Source organism: Saccharopolyspora sp. NPDC049426 (assembly GCF_040676935.1).
In the GTDB taxonomy this organism is placed as follows: domain Bacteria; phylum Actinomycetota; class Actinomycetes; order Mycobacteriales; family Pseudonocardiaceae; genus Saccharopolyspora.
In genome coordinates this window covers 77,212-94,412 of sequence record NZ_JBFAPZ010000008.1, presented here as the reverse complement: position 1 = coordinate 94,412, position 17,201 = coordinate 77,212, and the positions used below count along the sequence as shown (strand labels likewise).

General features: G+C 70.2%; 16 protein-coding genes. 8 read left to right on the top strand and 8 right to left on the bottom strand.

Going from position 1 to position 17,201, the window contains the following annotated elements; translation table 11 throughout:
• Positions 1-42 precede the first annotated feature (42 nt).
• The 4 genes from AB0J78_RS18865 (at position 43) to AB0J78_RS18850 (ending at position 3,986) form a co-directional block, all read left to right on the top strand.
• Positions 43-705 (top strand): DUF3153 domain-containing protein, encoded by a 663-nt coding sequence (locus tag AB0J78_RS18865; RefSeq protein WP_363790645.1) that lies wholly within the window; start codon positions 43-45, stop codon positions 703-705.
• A gap of 124 nt (positions 706-829) precedes the next feature.
• Positions 830-1,948, top strand: a complete 1,119-nt coding sequence (locus AB0J78_RS18860; protein WP_363790643.1) for a polyprenyl synthetase family protein — start codon at positions 830-832, stop codon at positions 1,946-1,948.
• A 4-nt stretch (positions 1,949-1,952) separates the two neighbouring features.
• The gene (gene crtI, locus AB0J78_RS18855; RefSeq protein WP_363790641.1) at positions 1,953-3,428 is read left to right on the top strand and encodes a phytoene desaturase family protein; all 1,476 of its coding nucleotides are present in this window, start codon (positions 1,953-1,955) and stop codon (positions 3,426-3,428) included.
• A 135-nt stretch (positions 3,429-3,563) separates the two neighbouring features.
• The gene (locus AB0J78_RS18850) at positions 3,564-3,986 is read left to right on the top strand and encodes a PPOX class F420-dependent oxidoreductase (RefSeq protein WP_363790639.1); all 423 of its coding nucleotides are present in this window, start codon (positions 3,564-3,566) and stop codon (positions 3,984-3,986) included.
• Between the two features lie 42 nt (positions 3,987-4,028).
• On the opposite strand, the gene AB0J78_RS18845 is transcribed toward AB0J78_RS18850, so the two are convergent.
• A complete protein-coding gene (locus tag AB0J78_RS18845) occupies positions 4,029-4,394 on the bottom strand; it encodes an Rv2175c family DNA-binding protein (RefSeq protein ID WP_363790637.1) in 366 nt (121 codons plus the stop codon).
• A gap of 146 nt (positions 4,395-4,540) precedes the next feature.
• Between AB0J78_RS18845 and pknB the strand changes: the two genes are divergently transcribed.
• On the top strand, positions 4,541-6,538 hold the full coding sequence (gene pknB, locus AB0J78_RS18840; protein WP_363790635.1) for a Stk1 family PASTA domain-containing Ser/Thr kinase: 1,998 nt from the start codon (positions 4,541-4,543) through the stop codon (positions 6,536-6,538).
• Positions 6,539-6,754: 216 nt separating this feature from the next.
• The gene (mptB, locus tag AB0J78_RS18835) at positions 6,755-8,326 is read left to right on the top strand and encodes a polyprenol phosphomannose-dependent alpha 1,6 mannosyltransferase MptB (RefSeq protein ID WP_363790633.1); all 1,572 of its coding nucleotides are present in this window, start codon (positions 6,755-6,757) and stop codon (positions 8,324-8,326) included.
• Positions 8,327-8,445: 119 nt separating this feature from the next.
• Here mptB and AB0J78_RS18830 read toward each other — a convergent pair whose 3' ends face one another.
• The 5 genes from AB0J78_RS18830 to AB0J78_RS18810 all read right to left on the bottom strand — a co-directional run bounded on the left by AB0J78_RS18830 (position 8,446) and on the right by AB0J78_RS18810 (position 14,350).
• Entirely contained in the window at positions 8,446-9,831 is a 1,386-nt protein-coding gene (locus AB0J78_RS18830) for a class II 3-deoxy-7-phosphoheptulonate synthase (RefSeq protein WP_363790631.1), read from the bottom strand.
• A gap of 448 nt (positions 9,832-10,279) precedes the next feature.
• The gene (locus AB0J78_RS18825; RefSeq protein ID WP_363790629.1) at positions 10,280-11,746 is read right to left on the bottom strand and encodes an MFS transporter; all 1,467 of its coding nucleotides are present in this window, start codon (positions 11,744-11,746) and stop codon (positions 10,280-10,282) included.
• A gap of 140 nt (positions 11,747-11,886) precedes the next feature.
• Positions 11,887-12,912, bottom strand: coding sequence for a 6-phosphofructokinase (locus AB0J78_RS18820; protein ID WP_363791103.1), 1,026 nt, complete (start codon positions 12,910-12,912; stop codon positions 11,887-11,889).
• Between the two features lie 145 nt (positions 12,913-13,057).
• A complete protein-coding gene (locus AB0J78_RS18815) occupies positions 13,058-13,558 on the bottom strand; it encodes a polyadenylate-specific 3'-exoribonuclease AS (RefSeq protein WP_363790627.1) in 501 nt (166 codons plus the stop codon).
• 45 nt (positions 13,559-13,603) lie between these two features.
• Positions 13,604-14,350 carry a lysophospholipid acyltransferase family protein gene (locus AB0J78_RS18810; protein WP_363790625.1) on the bottom strand — a complete coding sequence of 249 codons (747 nt, stop codon included), beginning with the start codon at positions 14,348-14,350 and terminating at the stop codon, positions 13,604-13,606.
• A gap of 277 nt (positions 14,351-14,627) precedes the next feature.
• Here AB0J78_RS18810 and AB0J78_RS18805 point away from each other — a divergent pair, with 277 nt between their 5' ends.
• A complete protein-coding gene (locus tag AB0J78_RS18805; protein WP_363790623.1) occupies positions 14,628-15,389 on the top strand; it encodes an alpha/beta fold hydrolase in 762 nt (253 codons plus the stop codon).
• On the top strand, positions 15,386-15,865 hold the full coding sequence (locus AB0J78_RS18800) for a DUF308 domain-containing protein (protein WP_363790621.1): 480 nt from the start codon (positions 15,386-15,388) through the stop codon (positions 15,863-15,865). The genes AB0J78_RS18805 and AB0J78_RS18800 overlap by 4 nt, the downstream gene beginning before the upstream one ends.
• Before the next feature lie 54 nt (positions 15,866-15,919).
• Here the strand turns inward: AB0J78_RS18800 and AB0J78_RS18795 are convergent, their stop codons facing one another.
• The gene (locus tag AB0J78_RS18795; RefSeq protein WP_363790619.1) at positions 15,920-16,852 is read right to left on the bottom strand and encodes an ROK family protein; all 933 of its coding nucleotides are present in this window, start codon (positions 16,850-16,852) and stop codon (positions 15,920-15,922) included.
• Positions 16,846-17,199, bottom strand: a complete 354-nt coding sequence (locus AB0J78_RS18790) for a hypothetical protein (RefSeq protein ID WP_363790617.1) — start codon at positions 17,197-17,199, stop codon at positions 16,846-16,848. The genes AB0J78_RS18795 and AB0J78_RS18790 overlap by 7 nt, the downstream gene beginning before the upstream one ends.
• Between the last annotated feature and the right edge of the window lie 2 nt (positions 17,200-17,201).

Below are 17,201 nucleotides of genomic sequence, written 5' to 3'. Positions count from 1 at the left end.
CACGAACGGCGAACTCCCCGCTTCGATGGCAGCATTCCCCGGGTGGAGGGGAACACGCTGCGCCGAACCCTGTTGGTACTGCTGATCATCCTGCTCGGCACGATGCTCAGCGGATGCCTGCACGTCAGGTCCGCCATGACCATCTCCGGCGATGACAAGGTGTCCGGAGAGGTGCTGGTGGCCACCGAAACGCCGGACGGCAAGGTGCCGTTCGACCTCCGACCGCCCTCGGGACTGGCCGATCGCGTCCAGGTCCGGCCCTACCAGGAGGGCACCAGGACCGGGGCGAACCTGTCGTTCAACGACCTCTCCTTCCAGGAGGTCGAGCAGCTCGCAGCGGCGATGAGCCCGACGGATTCGCGCTTCTCGCTCAAGATGTACCGCAGCGGTTCGCTGGTGATCTTCCAAGGGCAGGCGGACCTGACGCCGCTGGCGGACACCGACAGCGGCATCGAGCTCAAGATCAGCGCGCCGGGCGAGGTCACCACGACCAACGGCGAGGAGAGCGCGGGCACGGTCACCTGGCTGCTGAGCCCGGGCGAGGTCACCCAGCCGTACGCGACCTTCCAGTTCACCACCGGCTCCGGTATGGACTGGATCGGGTGGGCGCTGCTGGTGGGCGGAGTCGCGATCGTCGCGGCGGTCCTGATCGCCACGCTCGCCCTGCGCAACCACCTGCGAACCCGGCCCGGCGCCAGGCTCTGATCGCGGAACGCGCACCGAAGCCGACGACCGTCACCCTCCGGAGTTCGCCCGGACACGGGGAGCAACGCCGTGGCCCCGCAGGAAGCCGCGCGACGGCATCGCGCAGGATGGAGGTGTGCCTCCCATGTACTCGGCCACCATGCGGGCCGTCGGCGGCAACGCCGATTTCGAAGCTGATCTGCCCGGTCACGTCCAGCGGGTGCTGGCCACCTGCCTGCAGGCCCGGCGCGACGAGGCGGCCGACCTCGACCCCGCCGTCGGGTCGGCGGTTGCCGAGCTCAACGACTTCGTGCTCGGCGGCGGCAAGCGCATCCGCCCGACCTTCGCCTGGTGGGGCTGGCGGGCCTGCGGTGGCACGGCCAACGGGCCCGAGGCGGAGGCGATGCTCCAGGCCGCCAGCGCCCTGGAGCTGATCCAGACGTGCGCGCTGGTGCACGACGACCTCATCGACGAGTCCGACACGCGGCGCGGCAAACCGACGATCCACCGCCGGTTCCAGCAGCAGCACCGGGACTCCGACTACACCGGCGACGACACCCAGTTCGGCATGGCCGCCGCCGTGCTGCTCGGCGACCTCGCGCTGGCCTGGGCCGACGACATGCTGCACAGCTCGGGCATCCCGGCCGAGGTCATGAAGCGGGCGCTGCGACCGTGGCGCGCGATGCGCACCGAGGTGCTCTCCGGCCAGTACCTGGACGTGCTGGGACAGGTCAACGTCGACGAGTCGCCCGAAGCCGCGCTGAAGATCTGCCTGCTCAAGGCCGCCTCCTACACGGTGCAGCGGCCGCTTGAGCTGGGTGCGGAGATCGCCGGGGCCACGCCCGAGGCGCTGACCGCGCTGCGCCGGTTCGGCTCCGACATCGGCGTGGCGTTCCAGCTGCGCGACGACCTGCTCGGCGTGTTCGGCGACCCCGCGGTCACCGGCAAGCCCGCCGGGGACGACCTGCGCGAGGGCAAGCGCACGGTGCTGATCGCCGAGGCGGTCGCCGCCGCCCACGAGCGCGAAGACCAGGCGAAGCTGGACCTGCTGCACGAGGTGCTGGGCGATCCGCTGCTCACCGAGCAGCGAGTGGCATCGGCCCGCGAGGTGCTCACCGAGCTGGGAGCGGTGGCGGCCGTGGAGAAGCGGATCACCGAGCTGACCGGATCGGCGATGCTCGCGCTGCACACCGCAGGGCTCGACGAGCCCGCGGCGTCGCGGTTGGCAGAGCTGGCCATCGCGGTCACCGACCGCAGCCACTGACGCCATGCGCTCGGTCACCGGACGCACCGACCACGTGGTGATCGTCGGCGCCGGGCTGGCCGGGCTGTCCGCCGCGCTGCACCTGGCCGGTGCGGGGCGGCGGGTGACCGTCGTGGAACGCGCCCGGGTGCCCGGCGGCCGGGCCGGTCTGAAGGTGCTCGACGGGTACCGGATCGACACCGGCCCGACCGTGCTGACGATGCCGGAGCTGCTCGACGAAGCGCTGCACGCCGTCGGCTCTTCGGTGCGCGAACGACTGGACCTGATCCCGCTGCACCCGGCCTACCAGGCCAGGTTCACCGACGGATCGGTGCTGGACGTGCACACCGACGCCGAAGCCATGGAGCACGAGGTCCGGCGGCTGGCCGGACCCCTCGAAGCCGACGGGTACCGGCGGCTGCGGCGCTGGCTGACCGAGGTCTACCGGGCGGAGATGCACCGGTTCATCGACGCCAACTTCGACTCACCGCTGGACCTGGTCTCGCCGGAACTGGCGCGGCTGGTGGCGCTCGGGGGTTTCGGCAGGCTCGGCCCGGCGATCGGGCGGTTCCTGCACGACGAGCGGCTGCGGCGGGTGTTCTCCTTCCAAGCGCTCTACGCCGGTCTGGATCCGCGCCGGGCGCTGGCGCTGTACGCGGTGATCTCCTACATGGACACGATCAACGGCGTGTGGTTCCCGCGCGGCGGCATGCACGCGGTGCCCGCGGCGATGGCCGAGGCCGCGGCGCAGGCAGGGGTGGAGTTCCGGTACGGGACCGAGGTGACCGGGCTGGAGCGCAGCGGCGACCGGGTCAGCGCGGTGCTCACCGCCGACGAGCGGATCCCTGCCGACGCGGTGGTGCTCACCCCCGACCTGCCCGTGGTGCACCGGCTGCTGGGCAGCCGGCCGAAGCGCCGGTTGCGCTGGTCGCCGTCGGCCGTGGTGCTGCACGCCGGGACCACGCGGAGCTGGTCGTCGGCGCATCACACGATCTCCTTCGGCCAGGCGTGGGAAGGGACCTTCACCGAGATCATCCGCGACGGGCGACCGATGACCGACCCGTCCCTGCTGGTCACGCGGCCGACGGCGAGCGATCCTTCGCTGGCGCCGGACGGCGCGGAACTGCACTACGTCCTCGCGCCCTGCCCGAACCTGGAGACCGGTCCGATCGACTGGGCGCGCGTGGGACCCCGCTACCGCGAGGAGCTGGTGCGCGTCCTCGAGGACCGGGGGTTCACCGGGTTCGGAGCGGCGGTCGAGACGTCGGACCTGGTGACGCCCGTGGAGTGGGCGGCAGAGGGACACGCCGCGGGCACTCCGTTCTCGGCCGCGCACACCTTCTCGCAGACAGGACCGTTCCGGCCGAAGAACCTGGTCCGGGGTCTGGGCAACGTCGTCCTGGCGGGTTCCGGGACGACTCCGGGGGTTGGGGTTCCTCCGGTGCTGATCTCGGGGAAGCTCGCAGCGCAGCGGGTCCTGGGCCGTTCAGGCCCGAGCTGACCAGGCGAAAGGGACGGTTCGGACCCGCGACCCCCGGATGGCGGCGCGCCGCCGATGTGGCGATGATGCTCATCGCGGGGATCGGTGATCTTCACGGCTCCGCCGCAACGACACCCCAGTGATCGAGGAGACCTCATGTCCAAGCCGCCGCTGCCGCCCGACGCCGTCGAGCTGTTGCGCCGCGCCAACCCGTCCGTGATCACGACGCTGCGTTCCGACGGCACGCCCGTGTCCACGCCCACCTGGTACCTGTGGGAGGACGACGGCCGGGTCTTGATCAACATGGACGCGGCCCGCGTTCGCCTCAAGCACATCCAGCGGGACCCGCGCGTGACGCTGAGCGTCCTGGACTCCGGCAACTGGTACACCCACGTCACCGTCGTCGGCCGGGTGACCGAGTTCAAGGACGACGAAGGACTGGTCGACATCGACCGGCTCGCCGACCACTACCTCGGCAACCAGTACCCGAACCGGGAGAACCCGCGGGTCAGCGCCTGGATCGAGGTCGACAAGTGGCACGGCTGGGGCTCGATGAAGGACAACGACCAGCCCGGCTGAGCGCGTTCTCCCCGGGTGGTGCGGCACCACCCGGGGATGCGCTCAGAAGCCCAGCGCCTGAGCTCGGCGCTTGACCTCGCGGCCTCGGTCGCCGCGCAGCGCGTCGATCGGTGCGCCGGGCAGCGTGTCGTCCGGGGTGAACAGCCACCGGAGGATCTCGTCCTCGTGGAAACCGGCGTCCCGGAGCAGGGTGATCGTGCCGGGCAGCCCCTTCACGATCTCGTCGTCGACGAAGAAGGCGCTGGGCACGCCCAGCTCCTTATTTCGCCGCAGGGCGAGCAGATGACCATCACGAATGAGTTGGTGCACCCGGGTGACGGACCGACCGAGCTTCTCAGCAACGGCGGTCAGCGGCACGACCTCCACATCGGGAGCCAGCACGTCCGGGGCAGCAGGGATTGCAACCACGTCGAACACCTTGCCACATGACCGCCCGGCGTGCCGCGCACCGCGCGGGTAAAGTTGTTGATCACCACCTCTGCCCACCGAACACCGGTACCGTCCGCGTACCTGCCACAATCGGTGGTGGCAAGGAACCCGGGGAATGGCGAGCGATGACACCTGAGACGCGGCAAGGACAAGGCAACAGCCTCGTCGGAGCCTTTCTCGAACGTCGCTACCGGGTGGACTCGATCATCGCTCGCGGCGGCATGTCGACCGTTTACCGAGGCCTGGACACCCGCCTGGAGCGCCCGGTGGCGCTGAAGGTGATGGACGCCCGTTACTCGGGCGACCGCTCGTTCGTCGACCGGTTCGAGCGCGAGGCCCGCTCCGCCGCGAAGCTGCACCACAACGACGTCGTGGCCGTCTACGACCAGGGCGTGGACCACGGACCCGACGGCGACCACGTCTTCCTGGTCATGGAGCTGGTCGAGGGGTGCACGCTGCGCGACCTGATCCTGGACCGCGGTGGGAAGCTGCCGCTGGCCATGGCGCTCAGCGTGATGCAGCCGGTGCTCTCGGCGCTCGCATCCGCCCATCGCGCGGGCATGGTGCACCGCGACGTCAAGCCCGAGAACGTGCTCATCGGCAAGGACGGGTCGGTCAAGGTCGCCGACTTCGGGCTGGTCCGCGCCGCTGCCGAGGCGGGCACGACCAGCGGGAGCGTCATCCTCGGCACCGTCGCCTACCTCTCCCCCGAGCAGGTCACCACGGGTGCCGCCGACGCCCGCACGGACGTCTACGCCGCCGGGATCGTGCTCTACGAACTGCTGACCGGCCGCCCGCCCTTCACCGGCGACACCGCGATGTCGGTGGCCTACCAGCACGTCAACGACGACGTGCCACCTCCCGCCACGACCTCACCGGAGGTGCCCGACGCGGTCGACGCGCTGGTGCTGCGCGCCACCCGGCGCGACCCGGCGCAGCGTCCCGCCGACGCGGAGGCGTTCCTGGCCGAGCTGGAGCAGGTGCGCGGCGACCTGGGCATCGCCCCGGTGGCCGTGCCGGTGCCGGCCTCGGAGGCGACGACCGCGATGATGCCGCCGGTCGCCGACCCGCCGACCGAGCAGTTCCCGACCGTGCGAGCCCAGCCGACCCGGGTCGAGCCGGTCCCGGCGAACTTCGAGCAGCAGCCGCGCCAGCACACCCGCGCGCTCGCTCGCCCGGCCACCGAGGACTACGACACCCCGCAGCCGGGCGCGGGCATGGAGCCGCAGCGGCGCAAGGGCCGCCGCAACGGCGCGATGTGGGCCGTCATCGTGCTGGTCCTGGCCGCGCTGGTGGGCGGTGCGGCGTTCTGGCTCGGCTTCGGCAGCTACGTCTCGGTGCCCAGGCTCGTCGGGGTGTCCGAGCAGCAGGCCGTCCAGACGCTGGAAGGCGCCGGGCTGACCGCGAACGTGACCAAGGAGAACGACAACGACGTGCCGGAAGGCATCGTGCTCAGCTCGAACCCGACCGAGGGTTCGCAGGTGCGCAGCGGTGGCTCGGTGGACGTCGTGGTGTCGCTGGGCAAGCCCGCCGTGCCGCAGATCGCCGCGGGCATCACGGTCGCCGAGGCCGAGAACCTGATCCGCAACGCCAAGCTGCAGCCCAAGCAGGACTCCTCCTCTTCGCAGTACGACCGCTCGGTGCCCGAGGGGCACGTGATCAGCGTGGACCCGGGGCCGGGCACCCGGGTGAACCTCAACTCCGAGGTGTCGCTGATCGTCAGCAAGGGCCCGCCGCCGGTGCAGGTCCCGGACGTGCGCGGGATGAGCCGCGAGGACGCCTTCACCACGCTGAGCAACGCGGGCTTCGAGCCCTACGACGCGGGCCAGCAGTTCGACGGCGACATCGATGCCGGAAAGGTGGTCAGCACCAACCCGACGATCGGCACCGAGGTCAAGCTGGTCGGCCGTCCGCGCATCGGCGTGGTGGTGTCCAACGCGGTTCCGGTGCCCAGCCTCAACGGCATGAAGGTCACCGAGGCGCAGGTGCAGGTGGCTCAGCTCGGACTCCAGCTGAGCGTGCAGGCGCTGTTCCAGCGCGAGGACATGGTGATCCTGGGCCAGTACCCGCTGCCGGGCAGCCGGGTGCAGCCCGGTTCGGCCATCCACGTCACGGCGTTCTGACGACTCGCTCCCCGGTTCGGCGGTCGTCTTTTCGGTGGAAGATCTCCACCCGTCGGCGTGATCCTGATCTCGTGTCTGAGTTGTAACGTTTTTCCGACGCGTGGATCTACCTGGGGAGATCTGGGATGTGAAGATCATCCATGAACGCATGGGAACACGCGATCTGACCTGGTCAGAGCCAGATGGGCGGGCGCTTGTGGAAATATTGAGCGCACCATGGCCCCGATTGTCCCCGTGGAGTCGGCACCAGGAAGGTCCGGACGGACCCACAACACGACAGCCGACCCGTTCAGCTTCGGCGGACGTCTCCCCGGACGTCCGCTGCCCTTGCGCACCATCGCGCTCGGCGCGATCGGTTCCGTCATGCTGCTGGCCGGCTCCATCGGCGCCGCGGGAACCCTGATCCACGATCCGATCCTCGGCGACGGCCCGCTGTCGGCGCTGCGCTACGGCCACGGTCACGACGTCGCGGTCACCGTCGTCTACGTGGGATTCGCGCTGCTGGTCTGGGCGTGGGTGCGACTCGGCCGCGGCGTGATCGCACGACTGGTGTCCTCGCGCGGAGTGCTATGGGCGACGGCCGCCTGGCTCGCCCCGATCCTCATCGCCCCGCCGCTGTTCACCCGCGACGTCTACAGCTACCTCGGCCAAGGACTGCTCGCGCTCAACGGCCTCGACCCCTACGGCGTGGGCCCGGCGATGCTGACCGGCCCGATCCCGGAGAACGTCCACCCCACCTGGCAGACCACGCCCGCGCCCTACGGCCCGCTGTTCATGGGCGTGGCCAAGGGCGTGATCCTGCTGGCCGGGCACGACGTGATCGCCAGCGTCATCGTCATGCGGCTGGTGCTGCTCGGCGGCCTGGTGCTGCTCATCTGCGCGCTGCCCGGACTGGTCGAGCACCTGGGCGGACAGTTGCCGATCGCGCTGTGGCTGGTGGCGGCGAGCCCGATGACCGTGGTGCACCTGGTCGGCGGCCCGCACAACGACATGCTCATGATCGGCCTGCTCGCGACGGGCACGCTGGCGATGCTGCGGGGACGCAACGTGCTGGGCATCGGCCTGGTGTCGGCGGCGATGGCGGTGAAGGCGACCGCCGGGCTGGCTCTGCCGTTCCTGGTGTGGATCTGGGCGGCCCGGCTGGAGGGCCCGAGGCTGCGCCGGTTCGCGCACGCGGTCGTGCCCGCGCTGGGCGTGTTCGCGGTGGTCTTCGGCGCCTGCACGGCGCTGGCGAAGGTCGGTTTCGGCTGGCTGTCGGCGCTGTCGGCGCCCGGCATGATCGTGAACTACCTGTCGGCGCCGACCGCCGTCGGACAAGCCGTGCACACCGTGCTGTCGCTGTTCGGCGAGATCAACATCTGGCCGATCGTGGGCACCACCCGCACGCTGGGCTCGATGCTGCTGCTGGCGCTGCTGGCCTGGAACTGGTGGCAGGCCCGCGACGGGGGGACCGAAGCCGTCCGACGGGCGGCGATCGTGCTGTGCTGCGGCGCTCTGCTCTCACCGGTGGTGCTGCCCTGGTACCTGACCTGGGGTCTCGCCCTCGGCTCGGCGTTCGCCTGGACTCCCCGCGCCCTGTCCTACGTGGTGGGCGCCTCGATCGCGCTGGTGCTCGCCTACTACCCCGACGGCGAGCAGGCGATGTACAACTGGCCGTTCGTCGCGGTCGGCATCGGCGCAGCCGTGCTGGGCGGGATCTCGCTGCTGCGCTTCGACCCGCTCGGGCTGAGCGACCCGATCCGCGACTTCACCCGCGACCTCCGCGAAGAACGCCTGCTTCGCCGCTGACGAACGCGAACAGGACCCGGAAGAGATTCCGGGTCCTGTTCGACGTCCGCAAGCGGCGAAGCCGCTTCCTGAGGTTCCGCTGCCCGCACCGCCGAGCAGAACGAGCAACCGACCGAAGATCAGCCGCGCAGCATCTCCGCGACGAGGAACGCCAGCTCCAGCGACTGCTGGGTGTTCAGGCGCGGGTCGCAGGCGGTCTCGTAGCGACCGGACAGGTCCGAGTCGGAGATCTCCTGGGCGCCGCCCAGGCACTCGGTGACGTCCTCACCGGTCAGCTCGATGTGGATGCCGCCCGGGTGCGTGCCCAGCCGGTTGTGCACCTCGAAGAAGCCCTGCACCTCGTCGACGATGCGGTCGAAGTGGCGCGTCTTGTAGCCGGTGCTGGCCTCGTGGGTGTTGCCGTGCATGGGATCGCACTGCCAGATCACCTGGTGCCCGGAGGCGGTGACCTTCTCCACGATGGCGGGCAGGACGTCGCGCACCTTGCCGTTGCCCATCCGGCTGATCAGCGTGAGCCGGCCGGGCTCGTTGTTCGGGTCCAGCCGCTCGACGTACTCCACGGCCTGCTCGGGCGTGGTGCTCGGACCGATCTTGAGGCCGATCGGGTTCGAGATCAGCTCGGCGAAGGCGATGTGCGCGCCGTCGAGCTGGCGGGTGCGGTCACCGACCCACAGGAAGTGACCGGACAGGTCGTAGAGCCGGGGCTTGTCGCCGCTGTGGTCCAGCCGCAGCATGGCCCGCTCGTAGTCGAGCACCAGCGCCTCGTGGCTGGCGAAGAACTCCACCGAGTGCAGGCTGGAGTCGTCGACGCCGCAGGCGTGCATGAAGCGCAGGCCCCGGTCGATCTCGGCGGCCACGGACTCGTAGCGCTCACCGGCCGGCGAGTTGAGGACGAAGTCCTTGTTCCAGTCGTGCACCTTGGTCAGCGCGGCCATCCCGGCGCTGGTCAGCGCGCGGGAGAGGTTCATCGCGGCGCTGGCGTTGGCGTAGGCGCGGATCAGCCGCGACGGGTCGTGCCGACGGGCCTCCTCGGTGGCGACCAGCGAGTTGACCATGTCGCCCCGGTAGGACGGCAGGCCGAGCGCGTCGGTGTTGCTGGAACGCGGCTTGGCGTACTGGCCGGCGATCCGCCCGACCTTGACCACCGGCATGCTGGCGCCGTAGGTCAGCACGACGGCCATCTGCAGCAGGGTCCGGATGTTGCCGCGGATGTGCGGCTCGGTGTTGTCCGCGAACGTCTCCGCGCAGTCACCTCCCTGCAGCAGAAACGCCTCACCACGGGCGACCGCGGCGAGGTGGTGGCGCAGCTGGTCCACCTCGGACGGCACGGTCACCGGCGGCACGCTCTCCAGCACCTTGCGAACGTTGCCGACCTCTTGGTCCGGCCACGTCGGCTGCTGAGCCGCGGGGCGAGCCAGGGCGTCATCAAGACGGGCTCGCATCTCCGAGGGCAGCGGAGGCAACTCGGGCAGGTCATCTACGGGGACGTCGACGGTCCAGTTCACGCGGTCAAGAATAGGCGCTCCGCGCTACTGCTTTTTCGTCGGGAGCGCAGTCTCACACTCGTCGCTGCGATCCCCGACTACCGGTCGGCGTCGATTCAGAACCGGAGCAGCCCCATCCACCGCGCGAATCCCGCCGTTCGAACCCGGATACCCACCACTCCCCCCGCAATCACCACACGCACCACCTCAGCCACCCCCCAGCAAGCGCCCGACCTGACGCGACGCCACAAGACGGGCGGCACCTACCCAGCGGAAGCAATCCCAACCCGACCAACCCGGCCCACAACCACGACCAAGCCACGCCAAGCCACCCGTCCCCGCCGCCGGGCCCGGATTACTCCCGTATTCGGGGTTCCGATTACTGCGGTATTCCGGGTTGAACGCGGATTACTCCCGTAATCGGGTCACGGAAAACCGGGGTAATCCGTTCACCTGCGGGGGGTGCGCGTCATCGGGTGGTGGCGGGGGTCTGTTCCGCTTCGGCAGGGTCGGCGGCTGCGGCGTCGGCGTCGTAGCCGACCGGTTCCCAGCGCTTGGCGAGGAGTCCGATGAGGCCCATGAGGGGTGCCAAGGCGATCACCCAGAAGACGCCGCTGGCCAGGGCTGTGCTCAGGACCGGGAAGAAGAACAGGGCCAGCGTGGAGCCGACCCGCAGCGTGCCCTGGTTGAAGCCGAGGCCGGTGCCGCGCATCGACGTCGGGTAGCTCAGCGACGCGAAGCTCATGAAGTGCGCGCCCGGACCGGACGCCTGGGCGAACATGAACGCGCCGAGCGCGGCGATGGCGAACAGCACGTAGGCCGTGCCGTCCGGCTTGCCGATCAGGGCCAGCGCCACCAGCGAGGCCAGCTGGACGGTGAATCCGACGAAGGTCAGCTTCCACGCGCCGACCCGGTTGGCCAGCCGGATCCCCAGCACACCACCGGTGACCGCGAAGACCAGGTTGAGCACGAGCGAAGCGCTGATCGTGTTCAACGCGCCCTGCGCCAGGATGCTCGCGATGATCACCGGCAGGCCGTAGGCGACCGCGTTGTAGCCGAAGGTCTGCGCCAGGCCGATCGTCAGGGCTTGGAAGGTGCGGGCCCGGTAGCGGCGCTCGAAGAGGCGCTTGACCTCCGGAAGTCCCTTGCGCTTCGGCTTCTCGGGAACCTGCGCGTCCTCGGCGACGGTGGCGTTCACGCCGTAGGAGCGGGTGAGGATCTCCGCCGCGCGCCGCAGATCACCGTTGTCCGCGGCCCAGGACGGTGACTCGTTCATGTACTTGTTGCGGACCAGCAGGATCACCAGCGCGGGCACCGCGCCGAAACCGACGGTGAACCGCCACAGCAGGCCGTGGTGGGCCTCCGGCAGCAGGAAGTACAGCGCCATGATCACTACGTAGCAACCGCTGGTGGCCACGTACCAAGCCGTCGACCAGGACGCGGTGCGCGCACCCTTGCTGCCCTTGCCGCGCAGCCGGGAGAACTCCGCGAGGAAGGCCATCGCCACCGGGATGTCCATGCCGACGCCGAAGCCCATCAGGAACCGGAAGAAGATCAGCACCTCGGCGTTGGGGGCGAGCGCGCAGCCCAGCGCCGAGATCACGAAGAACAGCATGTCGGCCATGAACACGCGGTAGCGGCCGAGCCGGTCGACCAGCACGCCGCCGAACCAGGCGCCGAGGATCGCGCCCACGCTGATCGAGGCGGTCACCGCGCCCGCGCCCACCGAGGTCAGGCCGAACTGCTGCTTGATGTCGGTGATGCCGTAGGCCAGCGAGGTCAGGTCGTAGGCGTCGAGGAAGATCCCGCCCAGCGCCAGCAGGACGATCATCTTCGCGTGACTGCCGCGCGCCGCGCCCGAGTTGACCAGTTCGGTGACGTCCTGCGCCGAGCGGATGAGCACAGGCGGGCGCTCGGCGGCGGATTGCGTGGACACGCGGGCTCCTTCGCATGAATGGGATGGCGCCCGCGACGCTGCGAGCCGACTTCGCGAAGGACGAGCCTAACCGGACGAGATCCCTCGTCCACATGGTGGAACGCGGGGGCTCCGCCGACGCCCCCGCGTTGCCGGGTGGGTCAGCCGAAGAGGACTTCGGCTTCGGCGAGACGTTCCTTGGGGACCGTCTTGAGCGCCGCCGTCGCCTCGCTGAGCGGGACGCGGATGATGTCGGTTCCGCGCAGGGCGACCATCTTTCCGAAGTCGCCGTCGGTGACGGCGTCGATGGCGTGCAGGCCGAAGCGCGTGGCCAGCACCCGGTCGTAGGCCGTCGGCGTGCCGCCGCGCTGGGTGTGCCCGAGCACCACCGCGCGCGACTCCTTGCCGGTGCGCTTGGAGATCTCGTCGGCCAGCCACGTGCCGACACCGCCGAGCCGGACGTGCCCGAACGCGTCCTTCTCGCCACCGGCCAGCAGCTCCTCGCCGCCCTCCGGGATCGCGCCCTCGGCGACGACGATGATCGGGGCGTACTGGCGCTCGAAGCGCTGCTCGACCCACTCGACGACCTTCTCGACGCTGAACTCCTGCTCCGGCACCAGGATCACGTTGGCGCCACCGGCCAGGCCGGAGTGCAGCGCGATCCAGCCCGCGTGCCGACCCATCACCTCGACGACCAGCGCGCGGTGGTGCGATTCGGCGGTGGTGCGCAGCCGGTCGATGGCCTCGGTCGCGATGTGCACCGCGGTGTCGAAGCCGAAGGTGTAGTCGGTGGCGTCGAGGTCGTTGTCGATGGTCTTGGGCACGCCCACCACCGGCACGCCGTCGTGGGTGAGCTGCTCGGCCACGCCGAGGGTGTCCTCGCCGCCGATGGCGATCAGCGCGTCCACCCGGTGCTCGGCGATGGTCTCCTTGAGCCGGGCGATGCCGTCATCGATCTTGTACGGGTTCGTCCGCGAGGACCCGAGGATCGTGCCGCCCCGGTTGAGGATCTCCTCCACCTTGTCCAACGTCAGCGGCGTGGTCAGGTCCTCCACCGGGCCCTGCCACCCGCTGCGGAATCCGAGGATCTCGTGCTCGTACACCGAAATCCCCTTGCGGGTCACCGCTCGGAGCACCGCGTTCAGCCCAGGGCAGTCTCCGCCACCGGTGAGCACTCCGACACGCATTCCAGCCGGCATCGCTGTTGCCGCCTCCTTGAGTCCAACCCGTTGAGTGATCCACGTCTCCCCCAGGGATCAGCGTGGCACGGACTGGATCGGTGCAGCAAGGACCTGGCGCGATTACCCGCCGGTCGAGATCAAGGAGGCCGTCCTACAGCGGGTACCCGCGCTTGCGCTGGACCTCCTCGATGACCTTCCAGCGCTCGAGGTTGTGCTTGGCGTCGGCGAGCGCGTCGTGGGCGTTGTCCGGGGCCGACGGCAGCTTGGGCTTGCCGACGTCCTCCCAGCGCTGGCGCAGGTCGCGGGTGAACTTCGGGATCCGGGACGGCAGCGTCGGCATCGGGCCCCACAGCTGGGCCATCGCCACGTGGTCGTAGGCGGCGTACCAGGCCCACAGCTCGATGTTCCCGCTGCGCGAGGTGAGGAACTTGTACAGGTCCTCGCGGATGCGGGCCCGGGACTTCCAGCACTGCTCGGCCGGCGGCGGCAGCTGCGGCAGGACGTGCTGACGCACCCAGGCGCCCGCGCGGGCGGCGTCGAACTCGGTGGACACCGCGTAGAACTCGCGACCCGTCTCGTCGACCACACCGATCGACACCAGATCGATGGTCCGCCCGTCCTCGATGAACTCGCAGTCGTAGAAGTACCGCACCCGCGAAGCGTATGCGGCGGAGTTCGAGCTGCTCGGTCCGGCCCGTCAGCCCGCCTTGGTGTGCGGCAGCCGCGAAGCGGAGCTGCTGCTCCACCCGCCCAGGTCGTTGCCCTGCGCGGCCAGCTCGTCCTTGACCTTGGAGGCGTAGACGTCGACGTACTCCTGGCCGGAGAGCTCCATCAAGGCGTACATGATCTCGTCGGTGATCGAGCGCTCGACGAAGCGGTCACCGGCCATGCCCTCGTAGCGGGAGAAGTCCAGCGGCTCGCCGACCTTGACCACGACCTTGTGCGGCCACCACATCTTCGAGCCGATCGGGTTGACCTTGTCGGTGCCGAACATCGCGATCGGGATCACCTGCATCCCCGACTCCAGCGCCATCCGCGCCACACCGGTCTTGCCCTTGTAGAGGCGGCCGTCCGGGGACCGGGTGCCCTCCGGGTAAACGCCCAGCAGCTTGCCCTCCGACAGCAGCCGCACACCGGTGTCCAGGGCGGCCTGGGCGGCGGCACCGCTGGAGCGGTCGATCGGCACCTGGCCGACGCCGGAGAAGAACGCCTTCTTGAACTTGCCGCGCACTCCCTTGCCGGTGAAGTACTCGCGTTTGGCCAGGAACGTCACTCGACGCGGCATCATCAGCGGCATGAAGAACGAGTCGGCGACGGCCATGTGATTGCTGACCAGGATCGCGCCGCCCTCGCGCGGGACGCGCTCGACGCCTTCGACTCGTGGGCGGCAGAACAACTTCATGAGGGGACCGAGCAGTAGGTGTTTCATCACCCAGTACATCACGGTGCCGCCGCCTCCTCACGCGCGAAACTTTGCTGTTCAGCCTACGGAGCGCGAACTTTGCGCACAATGAGCACTGTCCGGAAACCGATCACGTCACACCTGGTGCGGAATCGTCCGTTCCGCTCGTTCCGCACGACGGTGCGAACGGCGGATCCCCGGACGCTGATGAGCCAGTCCCAATCGTCGGCTCCGCGTGCGACGATGAAGCGCAACAGGCACAGCGGCCCCGTGGCGTTCGAGCCGGGTGGGAGGTTCACGGGTGGGAGGAACAGGGTCAGTGCTAGTCGGCGCAGAACCATTCGCGCACGAGGGCTCCGACGACATCGGCGTGCTGCTGTGCCACGGCTTCACCAGCACGCCGCAGAGCATGCGGGGATGGGCCGAACACCTGGCCGAAGCCGGCCACACCGTGCGCTGCCCGCTGCTCCCCGGCCACGGAACGCGGTGGCAGGAACTCAACCGGACGACCTGGCGCGACTGGTACGGCGCCGTCGAGCAGGCGCTCGACGAGCTGCGCGACCGGTGCCGGTCGGTGTTCGTGTTCGGCCTCTCGATGGGCGGCACGCTGACGCTGCGCCTCGCCGAGCAGCATCCCGACATCGCCGGGATCGTGCTCGTCAACCCGTCGGTGATGACCCTGCGCAAGGAGGCCAAGCTGCTCCCGTTGATCAGCCGGGTGGTTCCGTCGATGGCGGCCATCGCGGGTGACATCGCCAAACCGGAGGTCGTGGAGCTGGCCTATTCGCGCCTGCCGCTGCGCGGCATGGCGAGCCTGCAGCAGCTGTGGGGCGTGGTGCGGGCCGACCTCGGATCGGTCCGGCAGCCGCTGCTCCTGCTGCGCTCGGCGGTCGACCACATCGTGGAACCGGAGAACTCCGCGATCGTGCTGAGCGAGGTGGGCAGCCAGGAGATCACCGAGGTCGTGCTCGACGACAGCCACCACGTCGCGACCCTGGATCACGACGCGCCGCGGATCTTCAGCGACAGCCTCGAGTTCGTGCAACGCGTCCACAGCGCACGGGTCGGGGAATCCGCATGAGCGCCCGCCACAACTCCTCGGACGGGCCGGAGGACATCGACGCCGCCTTCGCCGAGATCGTCGCCGACCTCGAACGCGACACCAAGTTCGGCAAGTGGCCGGGCGAGGACGACAACGCGGAGCCGACGCCGGACGAGCAGACCCGTCCAGCGGTCGCCGCGCCGGACGAGACCAAGCCGGTGGAACCGCCCGCCGAGCAGGGACCGCGTGATTGGGCCCCGGCCGCGGAAGAGGAGGAGCACTTCGTTCCGCCCGAGCCCCCGCCGCTGCCGATCCCGCGCCCGGCGACCTTCCTCGGAGTCGGGATCGTGGTTGTCGGCGTGCTGGTGCTGCTGATCCCCGGTCTGGCGGGCATCGCGACGACCGTGAAGCTGCCGCTGGGTCTGGTGCTGATCAGCGCCGGGATCGGCTGGCTGCTCTTCCGGCTCCGGCACTCGCCGCCCAGCGATTCCGACGACGACGGCGCGCAGGTCTGACCGACTGCGGGTGGTTGCTCTGCCCGGCGGTGCGGACCTGCACGCCGGCAGCGCTCAGGGGACCTTCGGGCCGGTCAGGACGTGCTGGCGCGCCATGGCCGCCGCCCCGATCATGGCCGCCGGGTCCCCGTGGTGAGCGACGCGGACCCTGGCGAGGGGCCGGTGACCGGAACCGGTGACGGCCGCTGCGTAGTGATCGCGGGCCTTGTCGAGGAACAGGTGCGCGGAGTCGGAGACGCCACCGGAGATGACCACGACCTCGGGGTCGTAGACGTCGGCGACCAGCGCCAACCCCTCCCCCAGCCAGCGGGCCAGGTCGTCCATCGCGCGGACGGCGACCTCGTCGCCGGCGTCCGCGGCGCGGGCGACGTCGAGGCCCGAGGGTTCCGCCGGCAGCGACGTGGTGCCGGTTCCGATGAGCTCGGCGGCGGTCGCGGCCAGCGCGGTTCCGCTGCAGTAGCGCTCCCAGCAGCCGTTCTTGCCGCACGGGCACTTCCGGCCCTCGGGCACCAGCCGCAGGTGGCCGAGTTCCGGGGCAACCCCGAACGCGCCTCGGAAGACCTCGCCGTCGATCACCAGCGCACCGCCGATGCCGGTTCCGATCGCCACGAGCGCCGCGACGCGGGCGCCGACCGCAGCGCCGAAGCGCTGCTCGGCCACGGCCGCCGCGTTCGCGTCGTGCTCCAGCACCACCGGAAGACCGAGCCGGTGGGAGAGCTCGTCGGCGACGGCCACGTGCCGCCACGGCAGGTGCGGTGCGAAGCGCACCACCCGCCGGTCTTCGCTGACGAAACCCGCGACCGCCAGTCCGACTCCGTCGATCGGGTACTGGTCGGTGAGCACCCGGACCGTGTCGGCGATGGCCGTGTTGAGCTCCGGACCCGTCTTCGGGGTCGGTACCCGGTGCGTCCGCAGGATCTGGCCGTGCTCGTCCGCCACAGCCGCGCGCACGCTGGTCCCGCCCACGTCCACGCCGATGGTCAGCACACCGCGTCTCTCTCCGCCAGCACCGGTCCCGCGACCCGCTGGACCTGGATGCGCTGCACCTTCGGCTCCTCCGGCTGAGCCTCCTCCGGCTCGTCCGCAGCGGGCTCGGCGTGGTCGACCAGCGCTTGCCGCAGCTGCTGGACGATGGCCAGCAGCTGGTCGTTGAGCTCGGGACGCTGCCCGCGCGCCAGCTCCATCGCCGCGCACAGCGGGCACCAGCCGCAGCCCGCACCGGTCTCGTCCGACTGCCCCTCGCGGGCGCAGCCGCGCAGGTACTCCTCGGCCTTGCCCGCCAGGGCGTCCAACAGCAGCCGCAGCTCTTCGAGAAGTCGATCGTGCTCGCGCATCG

Coding starts and splice junctions, on each gene's coding strand:
- AB0J78_RS18860 (WP_363790643.1), top strand. CDS start 830: ATGTACTCGGCCACCATGCGGGCCGTCGGCGGCAACGCCGATTTCGAA.
- crtI (WP_363790641.1), top strand. CDS start 1,953: ATGCGCTCGGTCACCGGACGCACCGACCACGTGGTGATCGTCGGCGCC.
- AB0J78_RS18850 (WP_363790639.1), top strand. CDS start 3,564: ATGTCCAAGCCGCCGCTGCCGCCCGACGCCGTCGAGCTGTTGCGCCGC.
- pknB (WP_363790635.1), top strand. CDS start 4,541: ATGACACCTGAGACGCGGCAAGGACAAGGCAACAGCCTCGTCGGAGCC.
- mptB (WP_363790633.1), top strand. CDS start 6,755: ATGGCCCCGATTGTCCCCGTGGAGTCGGCACCAGGAAGGTCCGGACGG.
- AB0J78_RS18820 (WP_363791103.1), bottom strand. CDS start 12,912: ATGCGTGTCGGAGTGCTCACCGGTGGCGGAGACTGCCCTGGGCTGAAC.
- AB0J78_RS18800 (WP_363790621.1), top strand. CDS start 15,386: ATGAGCGCCCGCCACAACTCCTCGGACGGGCCGGAGGACATCGACGCC.
- AB0J78_RS18790 (WP_363790617.1), bottom strand. CDS start 17,199: ATGCGCGAGCACGATCGACTTCTCGAAGAGCTGCGGCTGCTGTTGGAC.